This is a genomic window from Caulobacter sp. AVps18 (assembly GCF_058681425.1).
This window is the reverse complement of record NZ_CM178737.1, coordinates 3,366,169-3,390,009: the sequence shown is the minus strand read 5'-3', so window position 1 is coordinate 3,390,009 and position 23,841 is coordinate 3,366,169. Positions and strand designations below refer to the sequence as shown.

Annotated in this window: 20 protein-coding genes and 1 riboswitch; of the genes, 16 read left to right on the top strand and 4 right to left on the bottom strand. The window is 63.5% G+C overall.

The window, feature by feature from the left end; translation table 11 throughout:
* Nucleotides 1-8 precede the first annotated feature (8 nt).
* The 8 genes from nuoL to ACW179_RS15430 all read left to right on the top strand — a co-directional run bounded on the left by nuoL (nt 9) and on the right by ACW179_RS15430 (nt 9,042).
* Nucleotides 9-2,072 (top strand): NADH-quinone oxidoreductase subunit L, encoded by a 2,064-nt coding sequence (gene nuoL, locus ACW179_RS15465; protein ID WP_492060359.1) that lies wholly within the window; start codon nt 9-11, stop codon nt 2,070-2,072.
* Nucleotides 2,069-3,571, top strand: coding sequence for an NADH-quinone oxidoreductase subunit M (locus ACW179_RS15460; protein WP_492060358.1), 1,503 nt, complete (start codon nt 2,069-2,071; stop codon nt 3,569-3,571). Before nuoL ends, ACW179_RS15460 begins: the two co-directional genes overlap by 4 nt.
* Before the next feature lie 8 nt (nt 3,572-3,579).
* Nucleotides 3,580-5,019 (top strand): NADH-quinone oxidoreductase subunit NuoN, encoded by a 1,440-nt coding sequence (nuoN, locus tag ACW179_RS15455; protein ID WP_492060357.1) that lies wholly within the window; start codon nt 3,580-3,582, stop codon nt 5,017-5,019.
* A 1-nt stretch (nt 5,020) separates the two neighbouring features.
* Complete coding sequence (locus tag ACW179_RS15450) at nt 5,021-5,782, top strand: biotin--[acetyl-CoA-carboxylase] ligase (RefSeq protein ID WP_492064330.1); 762 nt, start codon at nt 5,021-5,023, stop codon at nt 5,780-5,782.
* Entirely contained in the window at nt 5,779-6,558 is a 780-nt protein-coding gene (locus tag ACW179_RS15445) for a type III pantothenate kinase (RefSeq protein ID WP_492064329.1), read from the top strand. The genes ACW179_RS15450 and ACW179_RS15445 overlap by 4 nt, the downstream gene beginning before the upstream one ends.
* Nucleotides 6,558-8,252 (top strand): ribonuclease J, encoded by a 1,695-nt coding sequence (locus ACW179_RS15440; protein ID WP_492060356.1) that lies wholly within the window; start codon nt 6,558-6,560, stop codon nt 8,250-8,252. Before ACW179_RS15445 ends, ACW179_RS15440 begins: the two co-directional genes overlap by 1 nt.
* 110 nt (nt 8,253-8,362) lie before the next feature.
* The gene (gene mce / locus ACW179_RS15435) at nt 8,363-8,782 is read left to right on the top strand and encodes a methylmalonyl-CoA epimerase (protein WP_492060355.1); all 420 of its coding nucleotides are present in this window, start codon (nt 8,363-8,365) and stop codon (nt 8,780-8,782) included.
* On the top strand, nt 8,782-9,042 hold the full coding sequence (locus ACW179_RS15430; protein ID WP_492060354.1) for a DUF1467 family protein: 261 nt from the start codon (nt 8,782-8,784) through the stop codon (nt 9,040-9,042). Before mce ends, ACW179_RS15430 begins: the two co-directional genes overlap by 1 nt.
* A gap of 76 nt (nt 9,043-9,118) precedes the next feature.
* Here ACW179_RS15430 and ACW179_RS15425 read toward each other — a convergent pair.
* Nucleotides 9,119-9,882 (bottom strand): IS5 family transposase gene (locus ACW179_RS15425; RefSeq protein ID WP_492059466.1). Its coding sequence is split into 2 segments (ribosomal slippage): nt 9,119-9,544 and nt 9,547-9,882, totalling 762 coding nucleotides; the frame shifts between segments, so codons are not numbered across the junction.
* A gap of 442 nt (nt 9,883-10,324) precedes the next feature.
* Here ACW179_RS15425 and proS point away from each other — a divergent pair.
* From proS to ACW179_RS15400, 5 genes are all read left to right on the top strand, one after another.
* A complete protein-coding gene (gene proS / locus ACW179_RS15420) occupies nt 10,325-11,653 on the top strand; it encodes a proline--tRNA ligase (protein WP_492060353.1) in 1,329 nt (442 codons plus the stop codon).
* Nucleotides 11,653-12,933 (top strand): lipoprotein-releasing ABC transporter permease subunit, encoded by a 1,281-nt coding sequence (locus tag ACW179_RS15415; protein ID WP_492060352.1) that lies wholly within the window; start codon nt 11,653-11,655, stop codon nt 12,931-12,933. Before proS ends, ACW179_RS15415 begins: the two co-directional genes overlap by 1 nt.
* The gene (locus ACW179_RS15410; RefSeq protein WP_492060351.1) at nt 12,926-13,612 is read left to right on the top strand and encodes an ABC transporter ATP-binding protein; all 687 of its coding nucleotides are present in this window, start codon (nt 12,926-12,928) and stop codon (nt 13,610-13,612) included. Before ACW179_RS15415 ends, ACW179_RS15410 begins: the two co-directional genes overlap by 8 nt.
* 268 nt (nt 13,613-13,880) lie before the next feature.
* Nucleotides 13,881-14,068: riboswitch (cobalamin riboswitch) on the top strand.
* Nucleotides 14,069-14,206: 138 nt separating this feature from the next.
* Nucleotides 14,207-16,159 carry a TonB-dependent receptor plug domain-containing protein gene (locus tag ACW179_RS15405; RefSeq protein ID WP_492060350.1) on the top strand — a complete coding sequence of 651 codons (1,953 nt, stop codon included), beginning with the start codon at nt 14,207-14,209 and terminating at the stop codon, nt 16,157-16,159.
* 256 nt (nt 16,160-16,415) lie between these two features.
* On the top strand, nt 16,416-17,873 hold the full coding sequence (locus ACW179_RS15400) for a cobyric acid synthase (protein ID WP_492060349.1): 1,458 nt from the start codon (nt 16,416-16,418) through the stop codon (nt 17,871-17,873).
* Nucleotides 17,874-18,438: 565 nt separating this feature from the next.
* Here the strand turns inward: ACW179_RS15400 and ACW179_RS15395 are convergent.
* From ACW179_RS15395 to ACW179_RS15385, 3 genes are all read right to left on the bottom strand, one after another.
* On the bottom strand, nt 18,439-19,197 hold the full coding sequence (locus tag ACW179_RS15395) for an AcvB/VirJ family lysyl-phosphatidylglycerol hydrolase (protein WP_492060348.1): 759 nt from the start codon (nt 19,195-19,197) through the stop codon (nt 18,439-18,441).
* A 93-nt stretch (nt 19,198-19,290) separates the two neighbouring features.
* Nucleotides 19,291-19,509, bottom strand: a complete 219-nt coding sequence (locus ACW179_RS15390; protein ID WP_492060347.1) for a hypothetical protein — start codon at nt 19,507-19,509, stop codon at nt 19,291-19,293.
* 198 nt (nt 19,510-19,707) lie between these two features.
* Nucleotides 19,708-20,907: an IS256 family transposase gene (locus ACW179_RS15385; protein ID WP_492059584.1), complete on the bottom strand. Its 1,200-nt coding sequence runs from the start codon at nt 20,905-20,907 to the stop codon at nt 19,708-19,710.
* Nucleotides 20,908-21,124: 217 nt separating this feature from the next.
* On the opposite strand from ACW179_RS15385, the gene ACW179_RS15380 reads away from it, so the two are divergent.
* From ACW179_RS15380 to ACW179_RS15370, 3 genes are all read left to right on the top strand, one after another.
* On the top strand, nt 21,125-21,808 hold the full coding sequence (locus ACW179_RS15380) for a response regulator transcription factor (protein WP_492060346.1): 684 nt from the start codon (nt 21,125-21,127) through the stop codon (nt 21,806-21,808).
* Between the two features lie 50 nt (nt 21,809-21,858).
* On the top strand, nt 21,859-23,181 hold the full coding sequence (locus ACW179_RS15375) for a sensor histidine kinase (protein WP_492060345.1): 1,323 nt from the start codon (nt 21,859-21,861) through the stop codon (nt 23,179-23,181).
* Between the two features lie 84 nt (nt 23,182-23,265).
* Entirely contained in the window at nt 23,266-23,829 is a 564-nt protein-coding gene (locus ACW179_RS15370; protein ID WP_492060344.1) for a DUF1003 domain-containing protein, read from the top strand.
* Nucleotides 23,830-23,841: the final 12 nt, after the last annotated feature.

The window sequence follows — 23,841 nt, the reverse complement described above, 5'->3', positions numbered from 1 at the left end:
GCGACGTCATGCAGACGATAGTCACCCTTATCCTCTTCGCCCCGCTGGTCGCGGCGATCATTGCGGGCCTGTTTGGGCGTCGCATCGGCGACGTGGCGTCGCAAGCGATCACCACCGGCGGCCTCGTGCTGGCATGCGGCCTGTCCTGGTACACCTTCAGCCAGTGGACCTGGGGCCATATGGAGGCCTTTACGGTCACCCTGCTGCCGTTCATCCATATTGGCGATTTCGTTTCCAACTGGTCGATCCGCATCGACGCCCTGTCGGCGGTGATGCTGATCGTTGTGACGACGGTTTCGGCCCTCGTGCACATCTATTCCTGGGGCTATATGGCCGAGGATGATAGCAAGCCGCGCTTCTTTGCGTATCTGTCGCTGTTCACCTTCGCCATGTTGTCGCTGGTCACCGCCGCCGACTTCATGCAGCTGTTCTTCGGCTGGGAAGGCGTGGGGCTGGCTTCGTATCTGCTGATCGGTTTCTGGTTCAAGAAGCCCTCGGCCAGCGCCGCAGCCATCAAGGCCTTCGTGGTAAACCGGGTTGGCGACTTTGGTTTCGCCCTGGGCATCATGACCACGTTCTGGGCGTTCGGCACGATCCAGTTCGCCGAGCTGTTCCCGCAGATCGCCGCCAATGCCGGTCGCACCTGGGAGTTTGCTGGCCATAGCTTCCCGCTGATGGACATTGCCTGCTTCCTGCTGTTCATCGGCGCGATGGGCAAGTCGGCCCAGTTCTTCCTGCACACCTGGCTACCGGACGCCATGGAAGGCCCGACCCCGGTCTCGGCCCTGATCCACGCGGCCACCATGGTCACCGCCGGCGTCTACATGCTGTGCCTGCTGTCCCCGATGTTCGAATATGCGCCTGTCGCCAAGAACATCGTCACGGTGATCGGCGCGGTCACGGCGCTGTTCGCCGCCACCGTCGGCCTGACCCAGAACGACATCAAGCGTGTAATCGCCTATTCGACCTGCTCGCAATTGGGCTACATGTTCTTCGCAGCAGGGATCGGTGCCTATCAGGCCGCCATGTTCCACCTGTTCACCCATGCCTTCTTCAAGGCCCTGCTGTTCCTGGGAGCCGGCTCGGTGATCCACGGCATGCACCATGAGCAGGACATGCGGAAGTATGGTGCCCTGGCCAAGCTGTTGCCGGTCACCTTCATCGCCATGACCATCGGCACCATCGCCATTACAGGCCTGGGCTTCCCGCCGATGCACCTTGGCTTCGCGGGTTTCTATTCGAAGGATACCATCATCGAAGCCGCCTTCGCCGCTGGCGGCGAGAACTCGATCGCGATGTTCGCCTTCGTCATCGGTCTCCTGGTTGCGGGCTTGACCGCCTTCTATTCCTGGCGTCTGGCGTTCTTCACCTTCAATGGTCAGGCCCGCTGGGGTCATGACGATCACGGCCACGACGCGCACGCCGGCCATGACCATGACGATCATGCCGATCACGCTGCGGACGATCATGCGCACGACGACCATGGCCATGGTCATGACCACAAGCCGCATGAGAGCCCATGGGTGATGCTGCTGCCGCTGGTCGTGCTGTCGATCGGTGCCGTTGCGGCCGGCTTCGTCTTCGTCGACTACTTCGTCGGCCACCACGAGGCCGAATTCTGGCGCGGTGCCATCTATAATGCGCCGACCAACCATGTGCTTCACGAGGCCCATTCGGTTCCGGCGTGGGTGAAGTGGGCCCCGTTGGTGGCGTCAGTCCTCGGCCTGCTCGGCGCAGTCTGGGTCTATCTGATCAAGGGCAAGGAGCGTCTGGGTGCCAAGCTCGCGGCCCGCAACGGCCCGCTGTACGTGTTCTTCTACAATAAGTGGTTCTTTGATGAGCTTTACGACCGCACCTTCGTGCGCGCCGCCAAGTTCCTGGGCGACCTGTTCTGGAAGGGCGGCGACCAGAAGATCATCGACGCCCTCGGGCCCGACGGCGTCAGCGCCGTCAGCTACGAGGTGGGGCACCGGACCGGCAAGCTCCAGACTGGCTATGTCTATCACTACGCGTTTGTCATGCTGCTCGGCGTTGCCGGCCTGCTGACCTTCGCCCTGTACGCATTCCGTTGAGGGGGACGGAGTTCATGACCGGCCTTCTCAGCCTTACAACCTTCACGCCGCTAGTCGGCGTGGCCATTCTTCTGGCCGTGCGCGCCGTCAAGGGCGACAACTCTGCAACCGATACACTGGCCAAGTGGATCGCTCTGGTGACCACGCTGGTCACCTTCGCGCTCTCGGTCCTGATGGTCGCTCAGTTCGACCCGACGAACCCCGGCTTCCAGTTTGTAGAAGACGTGACCTGGTTCGCGGGCCTGCACTATCGGATGGGCGTAGACGGGATCTCTATCCTGTTCGTCCTGCTGACCGCGTTCCTGCTGCCGATTTGCGTTCTGGCCAGCTGGAAGTCGATCGACAAGCGGATCGTCGAGTACATGATCTGCTTCCTGGTGCTGGAGACCCTGGTCATCGGCGTGTTCTGCGCCCTGGACCTGATCCTCTTCTACCTGTTCTTCGAAGGCGGCCTAGTGCCGATGTTCCTGATCATCGGGATCTGGGGCGGCAAGCGTCGCATCTATGCGGCCTACAAGTTCTTCCTCTATACGCTGCTTGGCTCGGTGCTGATGCTGGCCGCGATCCTGGCGATGATCTCGATCGCCGGGACGTCCTCGATCCCCGAGCTCATGACCTTCAAGTTCGCGCCGTGGCTTCAAACCTGGCTGTGGCTGGCCTTCTTCGCCAGCTTCGCGGTCAAGATGCCGATGTGGCCGGTTCACACCTGGTTGCCCGACGCCCACGTCGAAGCGCCGACAGCGGGTTCGGTCATCCTGGCGGGCATCCTGCTGAAGATGGGCGGCTATGGCTTCATGCGCTTCAGCCTGCCGATGTTCCCCAACGCGTCCGAGTTCTTCCAGCCGCTTGTGTTTGCGATGTCGGCCATCGCCATCGTCTACACCTCGCTGGTGGCGTTCCGTCAGACCGACATCAAGAAGCTGATCGCCTATTCGTCGGTGGCCCATATGGGCTTCGTGACCATGGGCATCTTCTCCGGCAATGCGGCAGGCGAGCAGGGCGCGATCTTCCAAATGCTGAGCCACGGGGTGATCTCTGGCGCGCTCTTCCTCTGTGTCGGTGTCGTCTATGACCGCATGCACACCCGTGAGATCGCCTTCTACGGCGGCCTGACCAACCGGATGCCGTGGTACGCGGCGACCTTCCTATTGTTCACTATGGGCAATGTGGGTCTGCCCGGGACTTCGGGCTTCGTCGGCGAAATCCTGACCATGACGGGCGTCTATCAAGCGTCCACCTGGACGGCGATCGTGGCGGCCAGCGGCGTGATCCTGTCGGCCATGTATGCGCTGACGCTGTATCGCCGGGTCATGTTCGGCGAGATCGTCAACCCCGAGCTGAAGACGATCACCGACCTCGACAAGCGCGAGATCCTGATCTTTGCGCCGTTGATCATTTCGACCCTGGTTTTGGGGGTCTATCCGAATTTCGTGTTTAACCTGACCGCGTCGTCCGTCGACGCGCTGGTCGGCGCCTGGCGCGCCGCCCTGGGCGGGTGAGGGGACTGATGACGTTTTCCGCCAACCTTTCGTTGATCCTGCCCGAGGTCATTCTCGCGGGCTCGGCCCTCGTCCTGCTCGTCTGGGGCGCCTTTCAGGGCAAGACCAGCCCGGCCTTCACCCTGGCCAGCGTGCTGGCCCTGCTGGCTGCAGCAATCGCTGCGGTGCTTGCGCCGCACGGAGATGCCTTCAACGGTGCCTATTCGTCCGACGCCGCCGCGACCTACGCCAAGGTGGCGATCTTCATCTCCAGCGCGGTCGGCATCGTGTTGGGCGACCGCTGGCTGGCACAGCGCAACGATCAGAAGTTCGAATATGCCGTCCTGGTTATCCTGGCGGCGCTGGGCATGGGCGTTACCGCCTCGGCCGGTGACCTGATCAGCCTCTATATCGGGGTCGAGCTTCAATCGCTGGCGCTCTATGTGCTGGCGGCCTTCCGCCGCGATGACGCCAAGGCTTCGGAAGCTGGTCTGAAGTATTTCGTGTTGGGCGCCCTGTCGTCGGGCCTCCTGCTTTACGGCTCCTCGCTGATCTATGGCTTCGCCGGCTCGACGCGCTTCGTCGACATCGCCGCCGCTGGCCATGGCTCCCATGGCGTAGGCCTGCTGTTTGGCCTGATCTTCCTGATCTGCGGTCTGGCGTTCAAGGTTTCGGCAGCCCCCTTCCACATGTGGACGCCGGATGTTTACGAAGGCGCTCCGACCCCGGTCGTCGGCTTCTTTGCCGCCGCGCCCAAGCTGGCCGCCATGATGATGTTTGCCCGCGTTCTGGGCGACGCTTTCCCGGACTCGGTGGCTCAATGGCGCCAGGTCCTGGTCATCGCTGCGCTGATCTCGGTCTTTGTCGGGGCCTTCGCCGGTCTGGCTCAGACTAATCTGAAGCGCCTGTGGGCCTATAGCTCCATCGCCAATGTCGGCTATGCCCTTCTGGGCGTGGCTACCGGCGGCGAGACCGGCCTGCACGCCATGCTGGTCTTCATGATCCTCTACATGGTCGACGTCACCGGCTTCTTCGCCTGCCTTCAGGCGCTGAGCCGGGACGGCAAGCCGATGGAAACCATCGAGGACATGGCCGGTCTGATCAAGGAACGCCCGGGTATCGCCCTGGCCATGACGGCCTTCTCGCTGTCGGCTCTTGGCCTGCCTCCGTTCTCGGGTTTCTGGTCGAAGTTCTACGTCTTCAAGGCCGCGCTCGGCACGGGCGATGTCATGATGCAGTGGGCTGCGGTACTAGGCCTGGTCGGCAGTGTGGTCGGCGCGTTCTACTATCTGCGTCTGATCAAGAGCATGTGGTTCGACGCTTCCAAGGGCGTTGTGGATGCGCCGGCTCCCGCTGCTCGCGCCGTAGGCTTCGCTGCCGCCTTGTTCGCCTTCCCGGTCGTGCTGGTCGCGCTGGTCTGGCTCGATCCGGCGGCCCGGGCTGCTGCAGCGGCCTTTGGCCACGCGTGACGTGACGGGGGCCCCGCCGCCCACCGAGGGGCCGCCCGTCGTTGTTTTCGACGAGATCGACTCCACCAATGCCGAGGCCCGTCGCAGGGCTGAAGCGGGCGAAACCGGCCCTGTCTGGCTTGTCGGTCTACGCCAGGCCGCAGGCCGCGGTCGACGCGGACGCGCCTGGGAAACCGGCGAGGGCAACCTGGCCGCAACCTTGCTGTTTCAAACAGGCAAGCTGCCGGCTGAGGCCGCACAGGTGACGTTCGTTGCGGCGCTGGCGGTTTCGGATCTGCTGGCCGCCTATGCGCCCTCTGCGATTGTCAGCCTGAAATGGCCTAATGACCCGCTCCTGAATGGCCTTAAGGTCAGCGGCATTCTGGTCGAGTCTGGCGCAAGTCCTGCTGGCGGGCTGTGGGTCGCGGTCGGCGTCGGCGTCAACCTGTCACGCAAGCCCATCGACAGTGAACGCCCCGCTACAGCTATCAGCGCTCATCGCGCTGCGCCGCCACCGTCGCCTCTTGAGGCGATTGAAGGCCTTTCGGCCGCGTTCCAGCGCTGGCAACAGATCTGGCATGCGTTCGGCTTTCCGGCCATCGCCGATGCCTGGACAGCCCGCGCCCATGGTCTGGGCGAGGCCTGCGTCGCCCGTCTGGGAACCGAAACGGTTGAGGGCGTGGCTGAGGGCTTAGACGGGGATGGCGCATTGCGCCTGCGCTTGCCCGACGGCCGCTTGCGGCGCATCACCGCCGGCGATGTATTCTTCGGCGAGGCTTCCTGATGCTGCTGGCGATCGAGCAGGGCAACACCAACACGATGTTCGCCATCCACGATGGCCAGAGCTGGATCGCCCAATGGCGCTCGGCCACCGAGAGCACACGCACGGCCGATGAGTATGTGGTGTGGCTCTCGCAGCTTCTGTCCATGCAGGGCCTGGGCTTTCGCGCCATCGACGCCTGCATCATCTCCAGCGTCGTGCCACAGTCGATCTTCAACCTGCGCAACCTGTCGCGGCGTTATCTGAACGTCGAGCCACTGGTGATCGGAGAGAACGCCAAGCTGGGTGTAGAGGTGCGGATCGAAAAGCCGTCCGAGGCCGGTGCCGACCGACTGGTCAACGCGGTGGGGGCCAGCATGGTCTATCCCGGTCCGCTGATCGTGATCGACAGCGGCACGGCCACCACCTTCGACATCGTGGCGACTGACGGCGCCTTTGAGGGCGGCATAATCGCCCCCGGTATCAATCTCTCCATGCAGGCCCTGCACGAAGCAGCCGCCAAGCTGCCGCGCATCGCAATCCAGAGGCCGAGCCGCGTGGTCGGCAAGGACACGGTCGGGGCCATGCAGTCGGGTGTCTTCTGGGGCTATATCGCCCTGATCGAAGGCCTCATCACCCGCATCAAGGTCGAACGGGCCGAACCCATGACTGTGGTCGCCACCGGTGGCGTCGCCTCGCTGTTCGAGGGCGCGACCGACAGCATCGACCACTTTGATCCAGATCTGACCATCCGTGGTCTCCTCGAAATTCACCGCCGCAACACTACTTTAGAGACCTGATGAAAAAATTTACCGACAAGCCTTCCCCCACTGACGAACTGGTCTTCCTGCCGCTTGGCGGGTCGAACGAGATCGGCATGAATTTCAACCTGTATGGCTTTGGCCCGCCTCACGATCGAAAGTGGATCGTGGTCGATCTCGGTGTGACCTTCGGTGACCAAACGACGCCAGGTGTCGAGATCATCCTGCCCGATCCCGAATTCATCGAGGCGCATGCCGAAGACATCCTGGGCATCGTCCTGACGCATGCCCACGAAGACCACCTGGGCGCCGTGCACTGGCTCTGGCCGCGCCTGAAAGCACCAGTCTATGCGACGCCTTTCACCGCCTTCCTGCTGCGCGAGAAGCTACGCGACGCCAGACTGCTGGACGAGGTGTCGATCACCGAGATCCCGCTGGGCGGCCAGTTCGACCTGGGTCCGTTCCATCTGGAATTCATCACCCTGACCCACTCGATCCCCGAGCCGAACGGCCTGGCGATCAAGACGCCGCTGGGCACCATACTGCACACCGGCGACTGGAAGATTGATCCTGAACCCCAGCTGGGGGCCGCCACAGATATCGACGCCATCCGCAAGCTCGGCGACGAGGGTGTGCTGGCCATGGTGTGCGACAGCACCAATGTGTTCGTCGATGGCGTCGCGGGCTCTGAAGCCGACGTCCGCGTGGCCATGAACAGGCTAATCTCGAGCCTGAGCGGCAAGATCGCGGTCGCCTGTTTCGCCTCCAACGTGGCCCGTATGGACACGGTGATCCGCGCCGCCCAGGCCGCCGGCCGAAAGGTTTGTCTGGCGGGGCGCTCCATGCACCGCATGGCCGCCGCTGCGCGCTCGGTCGGGCTGCTGGTAGGCATTGAGCCGTTCGTCACTGACGACCAGGCCAAATACCTGCCGGAAAACGAGATCCTGTTCCTGTGCACCGGCAGCCAGGGCGAGGCGAGGGCGGCCCTCTCGCGGATCGCCGAGGGCAATCACCCGCACGTCAAGCTGTCGCAAGGCGACCATGTGGTGTTCAGCTCACGCGTTATCCCGGGCAACGAAATCCCGATCCGCAACCTGCAGAACAAGCTGGCGGACCGTGGTGTGCGCCTTCACACCGAGCGCGACACCCCCGGGATCCATGTCAGCGGCCACCCTTGCCGCGATGAGCTCAAGCAGATGTACCAGTGGGCTCGTCCCGAAATCGCCGTTCCCACCCACGGTGAGCGTCGCCATCTGATCGAGCACGCAGCCTTCGCCAAGGACTTGCAGGTTCCGCAACAGGTCACACCGCGCAACGGCGACATGGTCCGCCTTGCGCCGGGGCGTGCTGATATCATCGATGAAGTTCCCGCCGGTCGGCTGTATGTCGACGGCGGCGTCGTGACGCCCGAGAACGGTCAGGCCCTGCGGGAGCGCCGCCATGCGGCCTTTAACGGGATGTTGGCCGTGTCCATCGTGCTGGACGGCAAGAACCGTATCGTCTCTGGGCCTCAGGTCAGGGGGCTGGGTTTGGCCGGCGACAATGAGTATCCCCTCGACGAGGCTATGGATGACTTGGCCGAAGAGGCCGAAACCGCCTTCAAGCGCATGGGCGGCGATGACAAGGAACTGGACGACGCCATCGAGAGCGCCATCTCCCGCGCCGTGAAGAAGGCGGCGTTCAGGATCTGGGAGCGCAAGCCTGTGGTCGAGACCACGGTCCTGCGAATCTGACGTAGCGGCAGTCCCGCGCGCCGTGAATTCGACACGGTGCGCGGGCCTTTTCGCGGTGCAGCACAGGTGTTACGCCTTCGCGCAAACAACAAACGCGCGGGAGCAGGATCATGATCGGCAAGCTGAATCACGTTGGCGTCGCAACGCCGTCCATCGACGAGTCGCTGAAGATGTATCGCGACCTACTGGGTGCGACGTCGGTCACCGAGAAGTGGGCGATGCCGGAACAGGGTGTCTGGGTCTGCTTTGTCAACCTGCCCAACAGCCAGATCGAACTGATCGAGCCCTACGGTGAAAATTCGCCGATCCATGGGTTCCTGGCCAAGAACCCCAAGGGCGGCCAGCACCACATCTGCTTTGAAGTCGAGAACATCTATGACGCCCGCGATGCTCTGGTCGCCAAGGGCGCCACCGTACTGGGCGAGCCGCGAATTGGCGCGCACGGCACCCTGATTATCTTCGTTCACCCCAAGGACATGGGTGGCCTTCTGGTCGAACTCATGGAAACGCCCAAGGAGGCGCACCACTGATGGGCCCGATCACCGCAATTGCGATCTTTTTGACGATCTGGTGGACCGTGCTGTTCGTGGTCCTGCCGCTGGGATCGCGCAGCTATCACGAGATGGGCTTGAAGCCGCCTGGCGGCGGCGACCCCGGCGCCCCGATCAATCCCAATCTGAAGCGCAAGTTCTTCACCACCACCTGGGTGTCGGTCGCGGTATTCGCGGTCCTGTGGCTGGTGATCCGCTTTCAGCTGATCAGCCTGCCAACGCTTCCTGCTACCTACTAGAGCGCATTCCGAAAAGTGGGAACCGGTTTTCGGAATGAAACGCGCGTGAAAACAAAAGACTAGGAGCTGTGGACACTTATCGCATCCAGAGTATTGCGGCAGCGAGGTGCAGGACGGCGAGGTAGTTTCTCGCCGTCTTCTCGAAGCGGGTGGCGACACGGCGGAACTGCTTGAGGCGACTGAAGCAGCACTCGACGAGGTGGCGCTGGGCGTAGAGGTGCGGGTCGAGCGTATATTTCTGAGCGCGTGAAGGATTGTTGGGGATGACGGCGACGGCGCCCTTGGCGGTGATCGCCTGACGCAGATGATCTGCATCGTAGGCGGTGTCGGCCATGACGACCTTGGCCGGCAAGCCTTCGATCAACGGACCCGCTTGAGGTGCGTCTCCCCGTTGCCCGGCCGTGAGAATGAACCGGACTGGTTGGCCCAGGCCTCGCACGGCCATGTGGACCTTGGTGCTCAGTCCGCCGCGCGAGCGTCCAAGGGCTTGATCTTCAGACCCCCCTTTTTGGCCCCGCTAGCGTGCTGGTGGGCGCGGACGATGGTGGAGTCTATGATCAGGTATTCGAAGTCTGGATCGCCCGACATCGCCTCGAAGATCCGCCGCCAGACGCCCTTCTGGCTCCAGCGACTGAACCGCCGGAAGGCGCTATTCCAATCGCCGAACACCTCGGGCAGATCGCGCCAGGGCGAGCCCGTCCTCACGATCCACAACACGCCCTCGACGAACATCCGGTTGTCGCGGCCGGTCGAGCCCTTCTGGTCAGGACGCCCGATGATCAGGCCAGACATCCGGTCCCAATCAGCGTCACTCAGCACCAAACGATCCATCACACCCAAGACCGCCTCCCAAAAGACAGTCTTGAATCACGCTTCGCACCCTTCGGGAATCCCTAGAGTCCACAGCTCCTAGAGCGGGCGATCTGATTCCATCAGATCGCAACCCGCTCTAGAGGGAAGGGCGCCTAAGCCTTGGGCGGCGTTCGCTGTTTTTGCCTTCTATCGCTTAAGGCTTGGGCGAAACGCGCAAATAGACGCTGAGCGCTGCAAGACTCGACCCCAACAGATGTTCGTGGGCCTAGGGTCTGCGTACGAGACCGGCTCTTGCGGTCTCATTCTGTGGCGTCTTCCCCGACGATGAACTTGCAAGGCCGTGCGAGGATCGCGCGGCCTTCTTTTCGGGGCAATGACGCTCCGTCGTCATCTTTTCGCCGCGCGCGTTGCCAAGTTGACGGGCAAGAGGCTATCTCAGGCCTTCGCATTCCCCGGAGACGTCTTTCTGATGCGCCTTTCGCGCTATTTCCTGCCCGTTCTGAAGGAAGCCCCGTCCGACGCCCAGATCGTGTCGCACCAACTGATGCTGCGCGCCGGCATGATCCGTCAGGAAGCAGCAGGCATCTATGCCTGGCTTCCGCTGGGCCTGCGGGTGCTGAACCGTATTGAGCAGATCGTGCGCGAGGAAATGGATCGCGCGGGCGGCATTGAGTTGCTGATGCCGACGTTGCAACTGGCGGATCTCTGGCGCGAGTCCGGGCGATACGACGCCTATGGCCCCGAAATGCTGCGCATCACCGACCGTCATGAGCGTGAGCTGCTTTACGGGCCGACCAACGAGGAAATGGTCACCGAGATTTTCCGGGGTTCGGTCAAGAGCTATAAGGACCTGCCCAAGAACCTCTATCACGTTCAATGGAAGTTCCGCGACGAGCGCCGTCCGCGTTTTGGGGTGATGCGTGGACGCGAGTTCCTCATGAAGGACGCCTATAGCTTCGACCTCGACCCAGAAGGCGCCCGCAAATCCTACAACCGCATGTTCGTGGCCTATCTGAATCTGTTCTCGCGGATGGGCCTGAAAGCCGTGCCGATGCGGGCTGATACCGGCCCGATCGGTGGTGAGCTAAGCCACGAATTCATCGTTTTGGCCGACACGGGTGAAAGCGCTGTGTTCTGCCATAAGGATCTCGTTGAGATGGGCGCGCCGGGTCCCGATGTTGACTGGTACGGCGACCTCCAGCCGCTGGTCGATCAGCGCACGGCGCTCTATGCCGCAACCGAAGAAATGCACGATGAGGCCGCGTTCGGTCTGGTTCCTGAGGCGGACCGCCTGTCGGCACGCGGAATCGAGGTGGGTCACATCTTCTCGTTCGGAACCAAGTACTCCGAACCGATGCGGGCCCTGGTCACCGGGCCGGACGGCAAGGACGTCCCGGTGCAGATGGGATCGTATGGCGTGGGTGTTTCGCGCTTGCTGGGCGCGATCATCGAGGCCAGTCACGATGAGGCCGGGATCATCTGGCCAGAATCCGTTGCGCCGTTCGACGTCGGCATCATCAACATGCGCCAGGGCGACGCGGCCTGCGATGCCGCCTGCGACACCGCCTACAAGGCGTTGACGGCGGCCGGCCGCACCGTACTCTATGATGACACGGATGCCCGAGGCGGTGCCAAGTTTGCCACCATGGACCTGATCGGCCTGCCTTGGCAGATGATCATCGGCCCCAAGGGTATTGCCGAGGGCGTGGTCGAGATCAAGAACCGGGCGACCGGCGAGCGGTCCACCGCCTCCCTAGAGTCCGTGCTGGCCGGTCTTACCCAGGGCAAGGCCGCCTGATGGCTGATTTCAGGGCCGCCGGTCCGTTTAGCCGCTGGGAGCGGTCCGTCGCCTGGCGCTACCTGCTGGCCAAGCGCAAGAACGGTGGTGTGGCCCTGATCGCGGTGATCTCGTTCTGCGCGGTGATGCTGGCGGTCTTCGCCCTGATCACGGTGATGAGTGTGATGAACGGGTTTCGCGCCGAGCTTCTCGGCCGGATCCTGGGATTCAATGGCCATCTCTATGCCCAGTCTCCGATGATCAACGGGCCTGACCGCCAGGGCGTGATCTCCCGTATCCGCGCCGTCAAGGGCGTGGCGCAGGCCATTCCTGTAGTTGAGGCCCAGGCCATGGTCATCGGTCCCAGCCAGGTGACCGGCGCGATCGTACGGGGTGTGACGCCCGCCGATCTCAAGGGCCTCAAGACCATCTCGGGCAATATCAAGAAAGGCTCCCTGGCCGGCTTTGGTCAGGGGGAATACGGTGGCGATATCGTGCTGATCGGTGATCGCATGGCCGCCAATCTGGGCGTATCGCCCGGAGACGCCATCACACTGATCTCGCCATCCGGGCCCGCCACAGCGTTCGGTACCTCGACACGCGAGAAGGATTATCTCGTGGGCGGTATCTTCAGTGTCGGCATGAGCCAGTTCGACGAGGCCTATGTCTACATGCCCTTGGAACAGTCGCAGCTGTTTTTCGGCCGCGACACCTCGGTCGACTACGTTGAGATCAAGATCGACGACCCCGACGATGCCAAGGCCCTGAAGCCCGCCGTCGAGGCCGCCAGTGGTCCCGGCGCCCTGATCGCCGACTGGATGGACAAGAACCACAGCTACTTCACGGCCCTGCAAGTCGAACGAAAGGTCATGCGACTGATCCTGTTTTGCATCGTGGCGATCGCGACCCTGAACATCATCTCCAGCCTGGTCATGCTGGTGAAGAACAAAGGCAAGGATATCGCCATCTTGCGCACCATGGGCGCAGGGCAGGGGGCTATCTTGCGGATCTTCGTGATGGCTGGAGCTTCGATCGGTGTGGCCGGGACCCTGGTCGGTTTGCTGCTTGGGGTGCTGTTTTGCGCCTATATCACCCCGATCCAGAACTTCGTGGAGTGGGCTACGGGCACGGCGGTGTTCAGCGCCGACGTCTATATGCTCTCGCATATTCCGGCGAAAATCGACTGGACCGAGGTCGGTGGGATCGTCGGCCTCTCGGCCCTGATGAGCATCGCCGCGACCTTGCCGCCTGCCTGGCGGGCCTCGCGCCTCGATCCAGTGGAGGCGCTGCGCTATGAGTGATCCCGTTCTGTCGCTACGCGGTGTCGAGCGCATCTACAAGACCGAGGCTGGCGATCTGCCTGTGCTGCGCGGCGTCGATCTGGATGTCTATCCGGGCGAGGTCGTGGGCCTGATCGGCCCGTCCGGCTCGGGGAAGTCTTCGCTATTGCATTCAGCGGGTCTGCTGGAACGGCCAGATTCCGGACTCGTGGCGCTGGATGGTCGCGACTGTTCCAAGCTGTCGGAGCGGCTTCGCACCCGTATCCGACTGGGGACCGTCGGGTTCGTCTACCAGTTCCACCACCTGTTGCCAGAGTTCACCGCACTGGAGAACGTGGCCATGCCGGGCATGATCCTGGGCTTGACCCGGCCCGTCGCCGAAGCCCGCGCCAACGCGTTGCTGTCGGACCTTGGCCTCTCAGCGCGGGTCAATCACCAGCCTGCCCAGATGTCGGGCGGCGAGCAACAGCGGGTCGCTATCGCCCGCGCACTGGCAAACCGGCCAAAACTACTGCTGGCCGACGAACCGACGGGAAATCTGGACCCCGCGACGTCGGCAGCCGTCTTCCAGTCGCTGTACAGCCTGGCGCGAGACCAAGGCGTCGCCGCCCTGATCGCCACCCACAACATGGACCTGGCTCGCTACATGGACCGTGTCTTTGCCCTGAAGGATGGGCATCTGGAAGAGCAGCGCTTCTAGGCGCAATCAGAAGGCTCAGAACTCGATTCCTGCTGCGCCTTGACACTTGTATTCAAGGGTTCGTCAGACATCGCCGTGATCCGCCTGATGACGGGCGTTTCAGGATTGCATCCCGTTACCCAGAGCCTGCCCTGTCGCGACAAGGATCGCCGGGTGCCGGCTCCGCGACTCCCTGGGCGAAGGCGCGCTTTGGTCGAGCGAGCGGACCGCCAAGGTCGAGGGTGATCGTCACGGAAGCTCCACATTGACGTTGTGCGACGCAGCATATAGGGCTGCTGCCGCGTCAGGTTCCTCGAAAGAGGATGAATAGGGAACGAGGTTCAATACCTCGGCTGCCCCCGCAACTGTAAGCGGCGAGCTTACGCGTCACATGCCACTGGGACCTTGGTCCTGGGAAGGCGGCGCGCAAAGCATAGACCCGTGAGCCAGGAGACCTGCCTGTCGCAGTCGTTCATCGTCCGGCCGGGGTGCGCCGAACGAACGGGATTTCCCGCGAAACGACATGTCAGTCAGGCCGCGTCGCGGCCTTTAGCCTCGTCGTGCCTGCACGTTCGCGGCTGGAGGACGCGCGCGGGTCGTTCAAAGGGAAAGACCATGATCCGAGCATTTCTGTGCTCTACCGCACTCTCCACCACCCTGTTCGCCGGGGCCGCACTGGCTGACGAGCAAAAGGCTCCTGAAACCGATGTCGCCGGAAAGGCAGGCTCGTCCGCCGTGGCCGAGCTGGTCGTTACGGCGACGCGCTCGGTTCAGCCTGTCGAGAAAGTCGGCGCGTCCATCAGCGTGCTGACCACTGACGCGATCAAGGCCAGCCAGGCCGTTTCGGCCATCGAGCTTTTGGCCCAGACGCCAAGCGTCAGCTACAGCCGAAATGGCGGTCCGGGAACCGCCACCAGCCTCTATATTCGCGGCGCCGAAAGCCAGCACACCGTGGTGCTGATCGATGGTGTGAAGCTGAACGACCCGTCATCGACGCAAGGCGGTTTCAATGCCGGCAATCTTCTGATCGGCGATGTGTCGCGCATCGAGGTGCTGCGCGGCGCCCAGTCGACGCTTTGGGGAAGCCAAGCTATCGGCGGCGTGGTCAATATGGTGACCGCTGAGCCAACTGAGGCCTTTGAGGCCAATGCCAGCATTGAAGGCGGTGCCCGCAACACAGGCTATCTGCGCGGCGCGGCGGGGGGCGTTGCCGAGCGCTTGAGCTGGAGACTGGCCGGCAGCTATTTCACGACTGACGGCTTCTCGGTCTACAAGACGGGCACCGAAGCCGATGGCTACCAGAACACCGGCCTCTCCGGCCGTGTGCGCTTGGCCCTTACCGACGCTGTCTCGGCTGAGGTTCGGTCGGTCTATTCGTCGGGCAAGAACGACTTCGACGGTTTTGCTGGCGACTCGTCTGAGTTTGGTCGCACCAAGGAGCTGGTGATCTACACCGGCCTCAACTTCGCCCTTCTGGACGGTCGCTGGAGCAATCGCGTCGCTTACGGCTACACCGATACTGATCGCGAAAACATCAACCCGGCTCGCCCGACGGTTCCGTTGACCTTCGACGCCGCCGGCAAGAACAAGCGTTGGGAGTACCAAGGCGCGCTCGCCGTCACCGAGACCCTGACCGCATCATTTGGCGCCGAAAGCGAACGGTCGCAGATGCGCACCCGCTCGCCCAGCACCAGCCGGCCCAACCCCGCCTTCAGCACGGGGCGAGTCGGCGTGGACAGTGTCTATGGCCAGATCCAGGCGGAGGTCGTGCCCGGCCTGACACTGACAGGGGGCCTGCGCCACGAGAGCCACGATACGTATGGCGACCACACCCTGGGCCAGGTCTCGGCCGCATGGGCGCTCAACGAAGGCGACACCGTTCTACGGGCGAGCTTCGGTCAGGGTTTCCGAGCTCCGGGCCTCTATGAACTCTATAGCGAATACGGCAACTTGAACCTCGCGCCGGAAGAGTTTGACAGTTGGGACGCCGGGGTAGAGCAGCGCCTGCTAGGTGGGAAGGCGAAGATTTCGGCTACGATTTTCCAGCGTGAAGCCGACAATGAAATCCGCTTTTTCTCGTGCTCCTCAACGTCCACGGACAGCCTTTGCCGTCCAGGCGGCGTATTCCGCTTTGGCTACTACAGGAACCTCCTCAAGACAGAAGCCAAGGGCGTCGAACTGATCGGCCAGTTGAATCTGACCGAACGCCTGACGTTGGGCGGAAACTACGCCTATACCGAGGCCGAAAATGCCTCGGGTCCCTCGGCGGGCAAGCAATTGACGCGCCGTCCCAAGACCCTGGCCAATCTCTCCGCAACCTATCGCTGGCCGGCTGGACTGAGCACGACCGTTGCGGCGCGCCAGGTGGGCAAGACCTTCAACAACGACGCCAATACGGTCGCGGTCAGCGGCTACACCTTGGTTGATCTACGGGCGGCCTATGCCATCGATGAGCGCGTAGAAGTCTTTGGACGCGTCGAGAACGCCTTCAATGAGGCTTATCAGACCATCCTCAACTACGGCACGCCAGGACGCGGTGCCTTTATAGGCGTTCGCGCCCGCTTCTAGGGACCAATGACGCCGATGCCCCCCTCGGCGTCTTTTGGGCGCGGCGACCGCCTCCTCGAGGCGGTCGCTGCGGTTCCCAAGGTGCTAGACTCTTGGCTGGACCTTTCGACAGGGACCAGAGGCCGAAAACTTGGACGGGGCTCCGCGACGGTTGGAGCGTCTAGCGCGAGGGCGGTCGTCCGGCGGAGCGTTGGATAGGGCTGTATCTGATGGTCTGTGGCCTGATGTGGTTAGGGCTTGGGATGGGAGGGCCAGCATGGCTGCTTTGATGATCCAGGGCTGTGGCTCCGACGTCGGCAAGTCAGTGCTGGTCGCGGGGTTGTGCAGGGTGTTCGCCAATCGTGGCCTTACGGTCCGACCGTTCAAGCCTCAGAACATGTCAAACAATGCCGCCGTAACGGCTGACGGCGGCGAGATCGGCCGCGCGCAGGCTTTGCAGGCCATGGCCTGCCGAACTCCGCCGACCGTCGATATGAACCCCGTCCTGCTCAAGCCCCAGAGCGATACCGGTGCCCAGCTCGTGGTACTTGGTAAGATGGTCGGAACCTGGATGGCGAGGGGCTATCAGGCCCGCAAGGGCGAGCTTCTCGGGACCGTAGTCGACAGCTTTCGGCGCCTGGAGGCCGAGTGTGACCTGGTGATCGTCGAAGGCGCAGGTAGCCCGGCCGAGATCAATCTGCGCGCCGGTGATATTGCCAATATGGGCTTTGCCCGCGCCGCCAATGTGCCCGTCGTGCTGGTGGGCGACATTGATCGCGGCCATGTCATCGCCGCCCTGGTCGGGGCCTATGTGGTTTTGGACGACGCGGATCGCGCCATGATCAAGGGCTTTCTGATCAACAAGTTCCGGGGCGACCCGAGTCTGTTTCAGGACGGGCGTAGCGAGATCACCCGCCGCACGGGCTGGACCGACATGGGAATGGCCCCCTGGCTGGCGGCGGCGCGATCTCTGCCGGCCGAAGACGCTGTGGTTCTGGATAGAGCGACACCGGGCGAGAAGCGGCGGTTGCGGATCGTCGTGCCGATGCTGTCGCGGATCGCCAATTTCGACGACTTCGATGCGCTGCGTGTCGAACCTGATGTCGATTTCGGCTTCGTGCCGCCCGGTCACGCCCTGCCTGGCGATGCCGATCTGGTCATCCTGCCGGGCACCAAGGCGACCCTGGCCGATCTGGCCTTCGTTCGAGCCCAGGGTTGGGACATCGATCTTGCGGCCCACGTACGCAGGGGTGGGCGGGTGCTGGGAATCTGCGGTGGATACCAGATGCTGGGGCGGACGCTCAGCGATCCCGCCGGCATTGAGGGCCCACCTGAAACCGTAGTTGGCCTCGGTCTACTCGACGTCCACACCGTGCTGACCGGCGACAAAGTCCTGCGCCCGGTTACGGGCCATTTCACAGCGAGGGAAGGGCGCTTTGAGGGGTATGAGATCCATGTCGGGCGCACGACGGGCTCGCATAGTCCGCTACTGACCTTCGATGGCGGGGAAACGGACGGCGCAGTATCGGCCAACGGCCGCATCGCCGGCTGCTATGTCCATGGACTGTTCGACCAGGGCACCGCGCGCCGGGCTTTTCTGGACGGCCTCGGCGCGACGTCCGACGGACTGGATCAGTCCGACCGCATTGACCGAGCGCTGGACGAGATTGCTGCAGCCCTGGAGCAGGCTTTCGACATCGACGCTCTGGCGGCTCTGGCTGGACTGGTCAGGTGAGGGTGGCGCTCCTACGACGAGCCCGCTCGAGAACGATCTGGAACCAGTTCAGCGCCGGCGCGTCATCGTCTAAGATATATTATCGGAAATATTTGCATGATGGGCGGTGTTGCACATCGGTCGCTTCAATAGCGAGCCCCGAGCCGCAGAGGTCTCAAAGCACGCAGCGGTTCGGGGTTAGCGTCGAACTGGGTCTTCATCAATCCCGGTTTCGGGCACCGCCACTTCCAACTCCGAACTGACCGATCTCGATCCGAACAACGAGATCAGAGACCATGCAAACAGGGCCGGCTTCCGGCTATCGGGCGCGCCCCGTCGGCCGCTCCATATCGAGGCAGCAGATCAAATCTACAAATGCAAGTAACTCGCAATAACGCCTAGTCGATATCGACACCAGCGTGACGCGCCGCGCCGCACTGGACGGATTTGGGGAGTGCCCGCTCTTACCCGCGCTATTTGAGTATGAGGGTGCTTGCAAGGCTGGCCAGGTCTGCGGCCTCCCCCTCCCCTTATGGTCGACACAGAAGCGTAGCCGACGCCCTCGGCATAGCCTATTGCGCTGCGCCTAGCTTCCAGCACCGCCGCCTGCGCTCAAAACGTAGTCCAAGGCCGCATCTAGCTGGGGCTTCCACGCGGAAGGCGGTTGAAAAAGGTGGCGCACGCCGGGCGCAGTCCAGAGCCGTGCGCTTGGCACGGCCGTGGCAAAAGCCGCCACGGAGCCGCCGGGACAGAGATGTTCCTTGCCGCCTTCGACCAGAGCCCAGGGCGCTGAAAGGGCGGTCGGCCGATACACCCAGCCCGCGACGCCCTTTATCTTGTACCCGATAGTCCGCCCCTGCGCGTCTCCCACCGGCACGCCGGTGTCCTGATCGGGACAGAAGCCCGCCGTGACCAGTCCGGCGACCTCGCCGGGGCGCGCCTGGGCGGCGGCGGCGGCGGCCAGGGTGGCTCCTGCCGAGTATCCGCCGAAATAGACCAGACCCGAGACGTGATAACGCTGCGCGGCGTCTGCGGCCACCGCCCGCATCTGGCCGGCCAGATCATAAGGGCCCTCTCCCACGGCCATCTTGGCCATGGTCGGATTGACGTCCAGGCCCAGGGCCAGCACGCTGCGCTGGGATAGGGCCTTTGCCATCTGGCCACTGGCCTCCCAAGGCTTCCAGCCGCCATCGCCCGACAGAACAACCGCAATCCCCCGTGGCGGATTGGCGGGTGCGAAGACATGCACCACGCCGAGGTCCTTGTAGGGATAATTGGTCGTTTCAACAGGCGCGGCGGCCATGACAGCGACAGAGGCGGCCAAAGCGACGATCGGCAGGGGCATGACTACGCCTACAGTATTGCGGCCGCGACGCTTTGGGGGGAGCTGCGCCGCGGCCTAGAGGGTTTCAAGGAGGCAGTTTTGTCGCAACCGCGATCAGGCCGGCTTGGCCGGATGCGTAGCGCGGGACTTCTTGTGGGATGCCGTCTTTTGAACAGCGGGCTTGACCTTCGTCGTCTTGACGGCGGCCGCCTTGGCCGGGATGGCCTTCACGGCCGGCGCTGGCGCAGGAGTCGGGGTGGCGGCGTTGGCACCGACGGCGGCCAAGCCGGCGGTCGACAGGACGGCGGCGGCGACGATAGCGCGGATGGACATTGTGAAGTCTCTTTCTGGTCTGTCTAACGGCGTAAGCGCCGATGGAGATCAAGCTGAGGCCACACCCTGACGCTGTCCGTTCAGCAATCTTACAACGACGTCAGAAACCGCCGGCGAACCTTACAAATCGGTCGTGTCCCATCGCGTGGTGTAACTGCGTCGGCGTGATCACCGCGCTCTCCGGCTGAGCCGGATTGGTCAGGCCGCCATGATGGGCAGGCTGACGATGGGATCATCGCTCAAGGGAGCGACACTTTCCAGGGTCATGTAGCGGCATCGTTGGACGGCCCATTCGTCGTTCTGCTCGAGCAGAATGGCGCCGACGAGCCGGATGATGGCGGCCTCGTTGGGGAAGATGCCTACGACCTCTGTCCGGCGTTTGATCTCGCCATTGAGCCGCTCCAGGGAGTTTGTGGAGTGCAACTTGGTGCGGTGGGCGGCGGGGAAGGTCATGTAGGCCAGGACATCGGTCTCGGCCTGGTCGAGGAAGCCGGCCAGCTTGGGGAGTTTGGGCCGCAGTTGGTCGGCGACGCCGCGCCATTGGGTCTTGGCGGCCTGGGCGTCGTCCTGGGCGAAGGCCGTGCCGATGAAGGCCGAGACCATGGCGCGACCGCTCTTGCCGGCGTGAGCCATGACATTGCGCATGAAGTGGACGCGGCAACGCTGCCAAGTGCAGTTCATGATTTTGGAGACCGACGCCTTGATACCCTCGTGGGCGTCGGAGGTCACCAGCTTGACGCCCCGCAGGCCGCGCCGGGCCAGGCTTCTGAGGAAGTCCGTCCAGAACGTCTCGGCCTCGGAAGGGCCCACCGCCAGGCCCAGCACCTCGCGCCGGCCATCGGCGTTGACGCCCACGGCGACGATGACGGCCTTGGACACGATACGCCCGGCGGTGCGGTCTTTCACATAGGTGGCGTCGATCCACAGGTAGGGCCAGTCGCCCTCGATCGGCCGGGTCAGGAAGGCCTGGACGCGCTCGTCGATCTCCTCGCAGAGCCGCGAGACCTGGCTCTTGGAGATGCCGCTCATGCCCATCGCCTTGACCAGGTCATCCACCGAGCGGGTCGAGATCCCCTGGATGTAGGCCTCCTGGATCACCGCGGTCAGTGCCTTCTCGGCCAGCCGCCGCGGCTCCAAGAAGCCCGGAAAGTAGGAGCCCTTGCGAAGCTTTGGGATCCGCAGTTCCACCGTGCCCGCCCGCGTCTCCCAGTCGCGATCGCGGTAGCCGTTGCGCTGCGCCAGCCGCTCGGGGCTCTTCTCGCCGTGCGCAGCCCCAGTCAGGCCGCCCACCTCCAGCTCCATAAGGCGTTGGGCGGCGAACCCGATCATCTCGCGTAGAAAATCGCTGTCGCCGCTCTTCTCCATCAGCCCGCGAAGGGCGATTGTGTCTTCGGTCATCTTCGGTCCTTGGTTCAGGTTGAGCTTCGCAACCCAACCCTACCGAAGATCGTGGATGACCACCGCTACGCCGCTCGCTCGCTACGGCGCCATGGGGAAGGCGCGCGTCGCGAGCGGCTACGCTATCGCCAACGAGCTACACCACGTCCCGGGACACGACCGGGCTAGCCGTCGTTCACAGTGCGGGGCAGTCTGGACAAGCGCCCAAGGAGGTTCGATGAGCAGACGGATTCTGGTGGTTGAGGACGACGCCGATACGGCTGACTACATCCTCAAGGGCCTGCGTGAAGCCGGCTTTACCGCCGAGCACGTGGCCGATGGCCGGGACGGCCTCTATATGGCCAGCAGCGCCGATTTCGACGCCATCATCATGGATCGCATGGTGCCAGGCATGGACGGGCTCTCGGTAACCAAGGCGGTGCGAGCGGCTGGGGTGCAGACTCCGATCCTGATCCTCAGCGCGCTTGCGCATCTGGACGAGCGAGTGATCGGCCTGCGCGCCGGCGCCGACGACTATTTGACCAAGCCGTTCGGCTTCGCCGAGCTTTCAGCCCGGCTGGACAACCTGATGCGGCGCGGCGGCGCCAAACCCGTCGAGACCAGCCTCGCCTGCGGCGACCTGAGCCTGGATCTCCTGTCGCGCCGCGTCGTGCGGGCGGGGCGCGCCGTCGACCTTTTGCCGCGCGAATTGAAGCTGCTGGAATACTTCCTGCGTCATCGCGATCGGGTGGTCACCAGGACCATGCTGCTGGAAGAGGTCTGGGATTACCGCTTCGATCCGCACACCAGCTTGATCGACACCCACATCAGCCGGCTGCGCAAGAAGATCGACGAGGGTTTCGACAAGGCTTTGCTCCATACTGTTCGCGGTTCGGGCTATCGCCTCTCGGAAACACCTTGAGGGCCGGGAGTCCCATTCGAGGCGCGAAGCCCGCGACACTCGCCCTGATCGTGGCGGGAGCTGTTGCGGTTGCCCTGGCCCTTGGCCTGCTCGTCGTCGACCTGGCGGGTGAGCGCCTGATCGCACGACGTCAGCATCTGGTGGCCGAAACCGCACGGGACTATTTCGTCGCCTTCGCTCATCAGGAAGGCCTGGCTTCCATGGCCAAGGCGCTCGACCAACGGGCTCGCAACGAGGCCGGTGCCTTCGAGTATGCGGTGTTCGACAATGACGGTTCGCGCCTGGGCGGCGCGTCCTTACTGGACGCCGAGGGCCTGCCCGAGCCGGGATACGCCACTCGATCGATCGCCGGAGCCGACTACGAGATCCTGGTCCAACCCATGGCTGTAGGGGGCACGCTGGTCATCTACGAGAACCTGGCCGACCGACGCGCTTTCCATTGGGCCATTATCGGTGCGGCCGGCGCGGGCCTGCTTGCCAGCCTGGCGATTGTGGCGGTGGCTGCCCTCATTCTTGGGCGGCTACTTGTCCGCCGCGCCCAAGGCATCGCCGTGGCGGCAGAGATGATCGCCGCCGGTGACCTCACCGCTCGCGCGCCCATCGCCGGAGTCGGCGACGTGTTTGACGACTTGGCCGACGCCGTCAACGCCATGCTGGCCCGCATTGAAGCGCTCATGACCGGCATGCGTACTGTTACCGACAGCCTGTCGCACGACCTTCGTTCGCCGCTCACCCGACTGCGGGGCGCGCTGAATCGCGCCCAGGATGAAGCTCTGCCCGAAGTCGATCGCCTGGTCCTGATTGCGCAAGCGCAAGCACAGTGCGAGGAAGTTCTGGCAACCTTCAGCGCCCTTCTCGATATCGCGCGGGCTGAGTCAGGCCTGTCGCGCGACATGATGGCACCGCTAGACTTGGCGGCGCTGGTCCGCGATTTGGGCGAACTGTTTGAACCGGTGATCGAGGACGCCGATCAGGTCCAGGCCCTAGAGGTCCCGGAAGGGCCGCTTCCCTTCCTTGGCCACGAGCTCATCCTCCGTCAGGCCCTGGGCAACCTGCTACACAACGCCGCCCGCTATGCCGGCCCGAGAGCCCGCGTGACCCTGACCTTGTCCGCCAACACACATGGCAGCGTCAGTCTGATCGTCGCCGACACTGGTCCGGGGGTGCCTGAGGCTGATCGAGGCCGGGTGCTCGAGCGGTTTGTGCGCCTTGACGAGACCCGCGCGACGTCAGGCTCGGGCCTAGGCTTGGCCATCGCTGCAGCCTGCGCCAAGCTGCACGGGGGGCAATTGGTTCTGGAAGACAATCAACCGGGCCTGCGCGTAGTGCTCAGCCTGCCCGATACCCCCGCTTCCTCGCTCCGCGACACCTAAACCTCACAAAATTTCCAGGCTCCGGCCAAGTCCGCGTCAGGCTGTCAGGCCATCGTATGCCGGCCACCAGCTGGAGTCCGGAGGATGAGCAAAGCAATCAAGACACTCGATGCCGAAGCACGCCGCCTTCTAGGTCACGGGTTTCGTGAGCTGGAGGCCGAGCAACGCCGTGTGATCCTGCAGATCATCCGCAGAGCCGCTATCGCCCGGAACATCGCTGACGAGACCGACGGGGCCATGACCTTCGGACAGCGGCTAGCCGACCGGGTCGCCGAGATCGGCGGGTCGTGGAGCTTCATCATCGGCTTCCTGGTCTTCCTTGTCTTCTGGGCGGTGCTCAACAGCCTGATCCTGACCCACGCCGGGATCAAACCGTTCGACCCCTACCCCTTCATCTTCCTCAATCTGATCCTGTCCATGGTCGCCGCCATTCAGGCACCCGTGATCATGATGAGCCAGAACCGCCAGGCCACGAAGGACCGTGCCGCTGCGGAGCATGACTACGAGGTCAATCTGAAGGCCGAGCTGGAAATCCTGTCCCTGCATGAAAAGCTCGACGCCTTACGGACCCGAGAGCTGGCCGACATGACCGCACACCTGATCGTGTTGGCCGGTCAGGCCAAAGAGCGGGCGGAGTCCCGCGCATGACTGGCGCTGCCT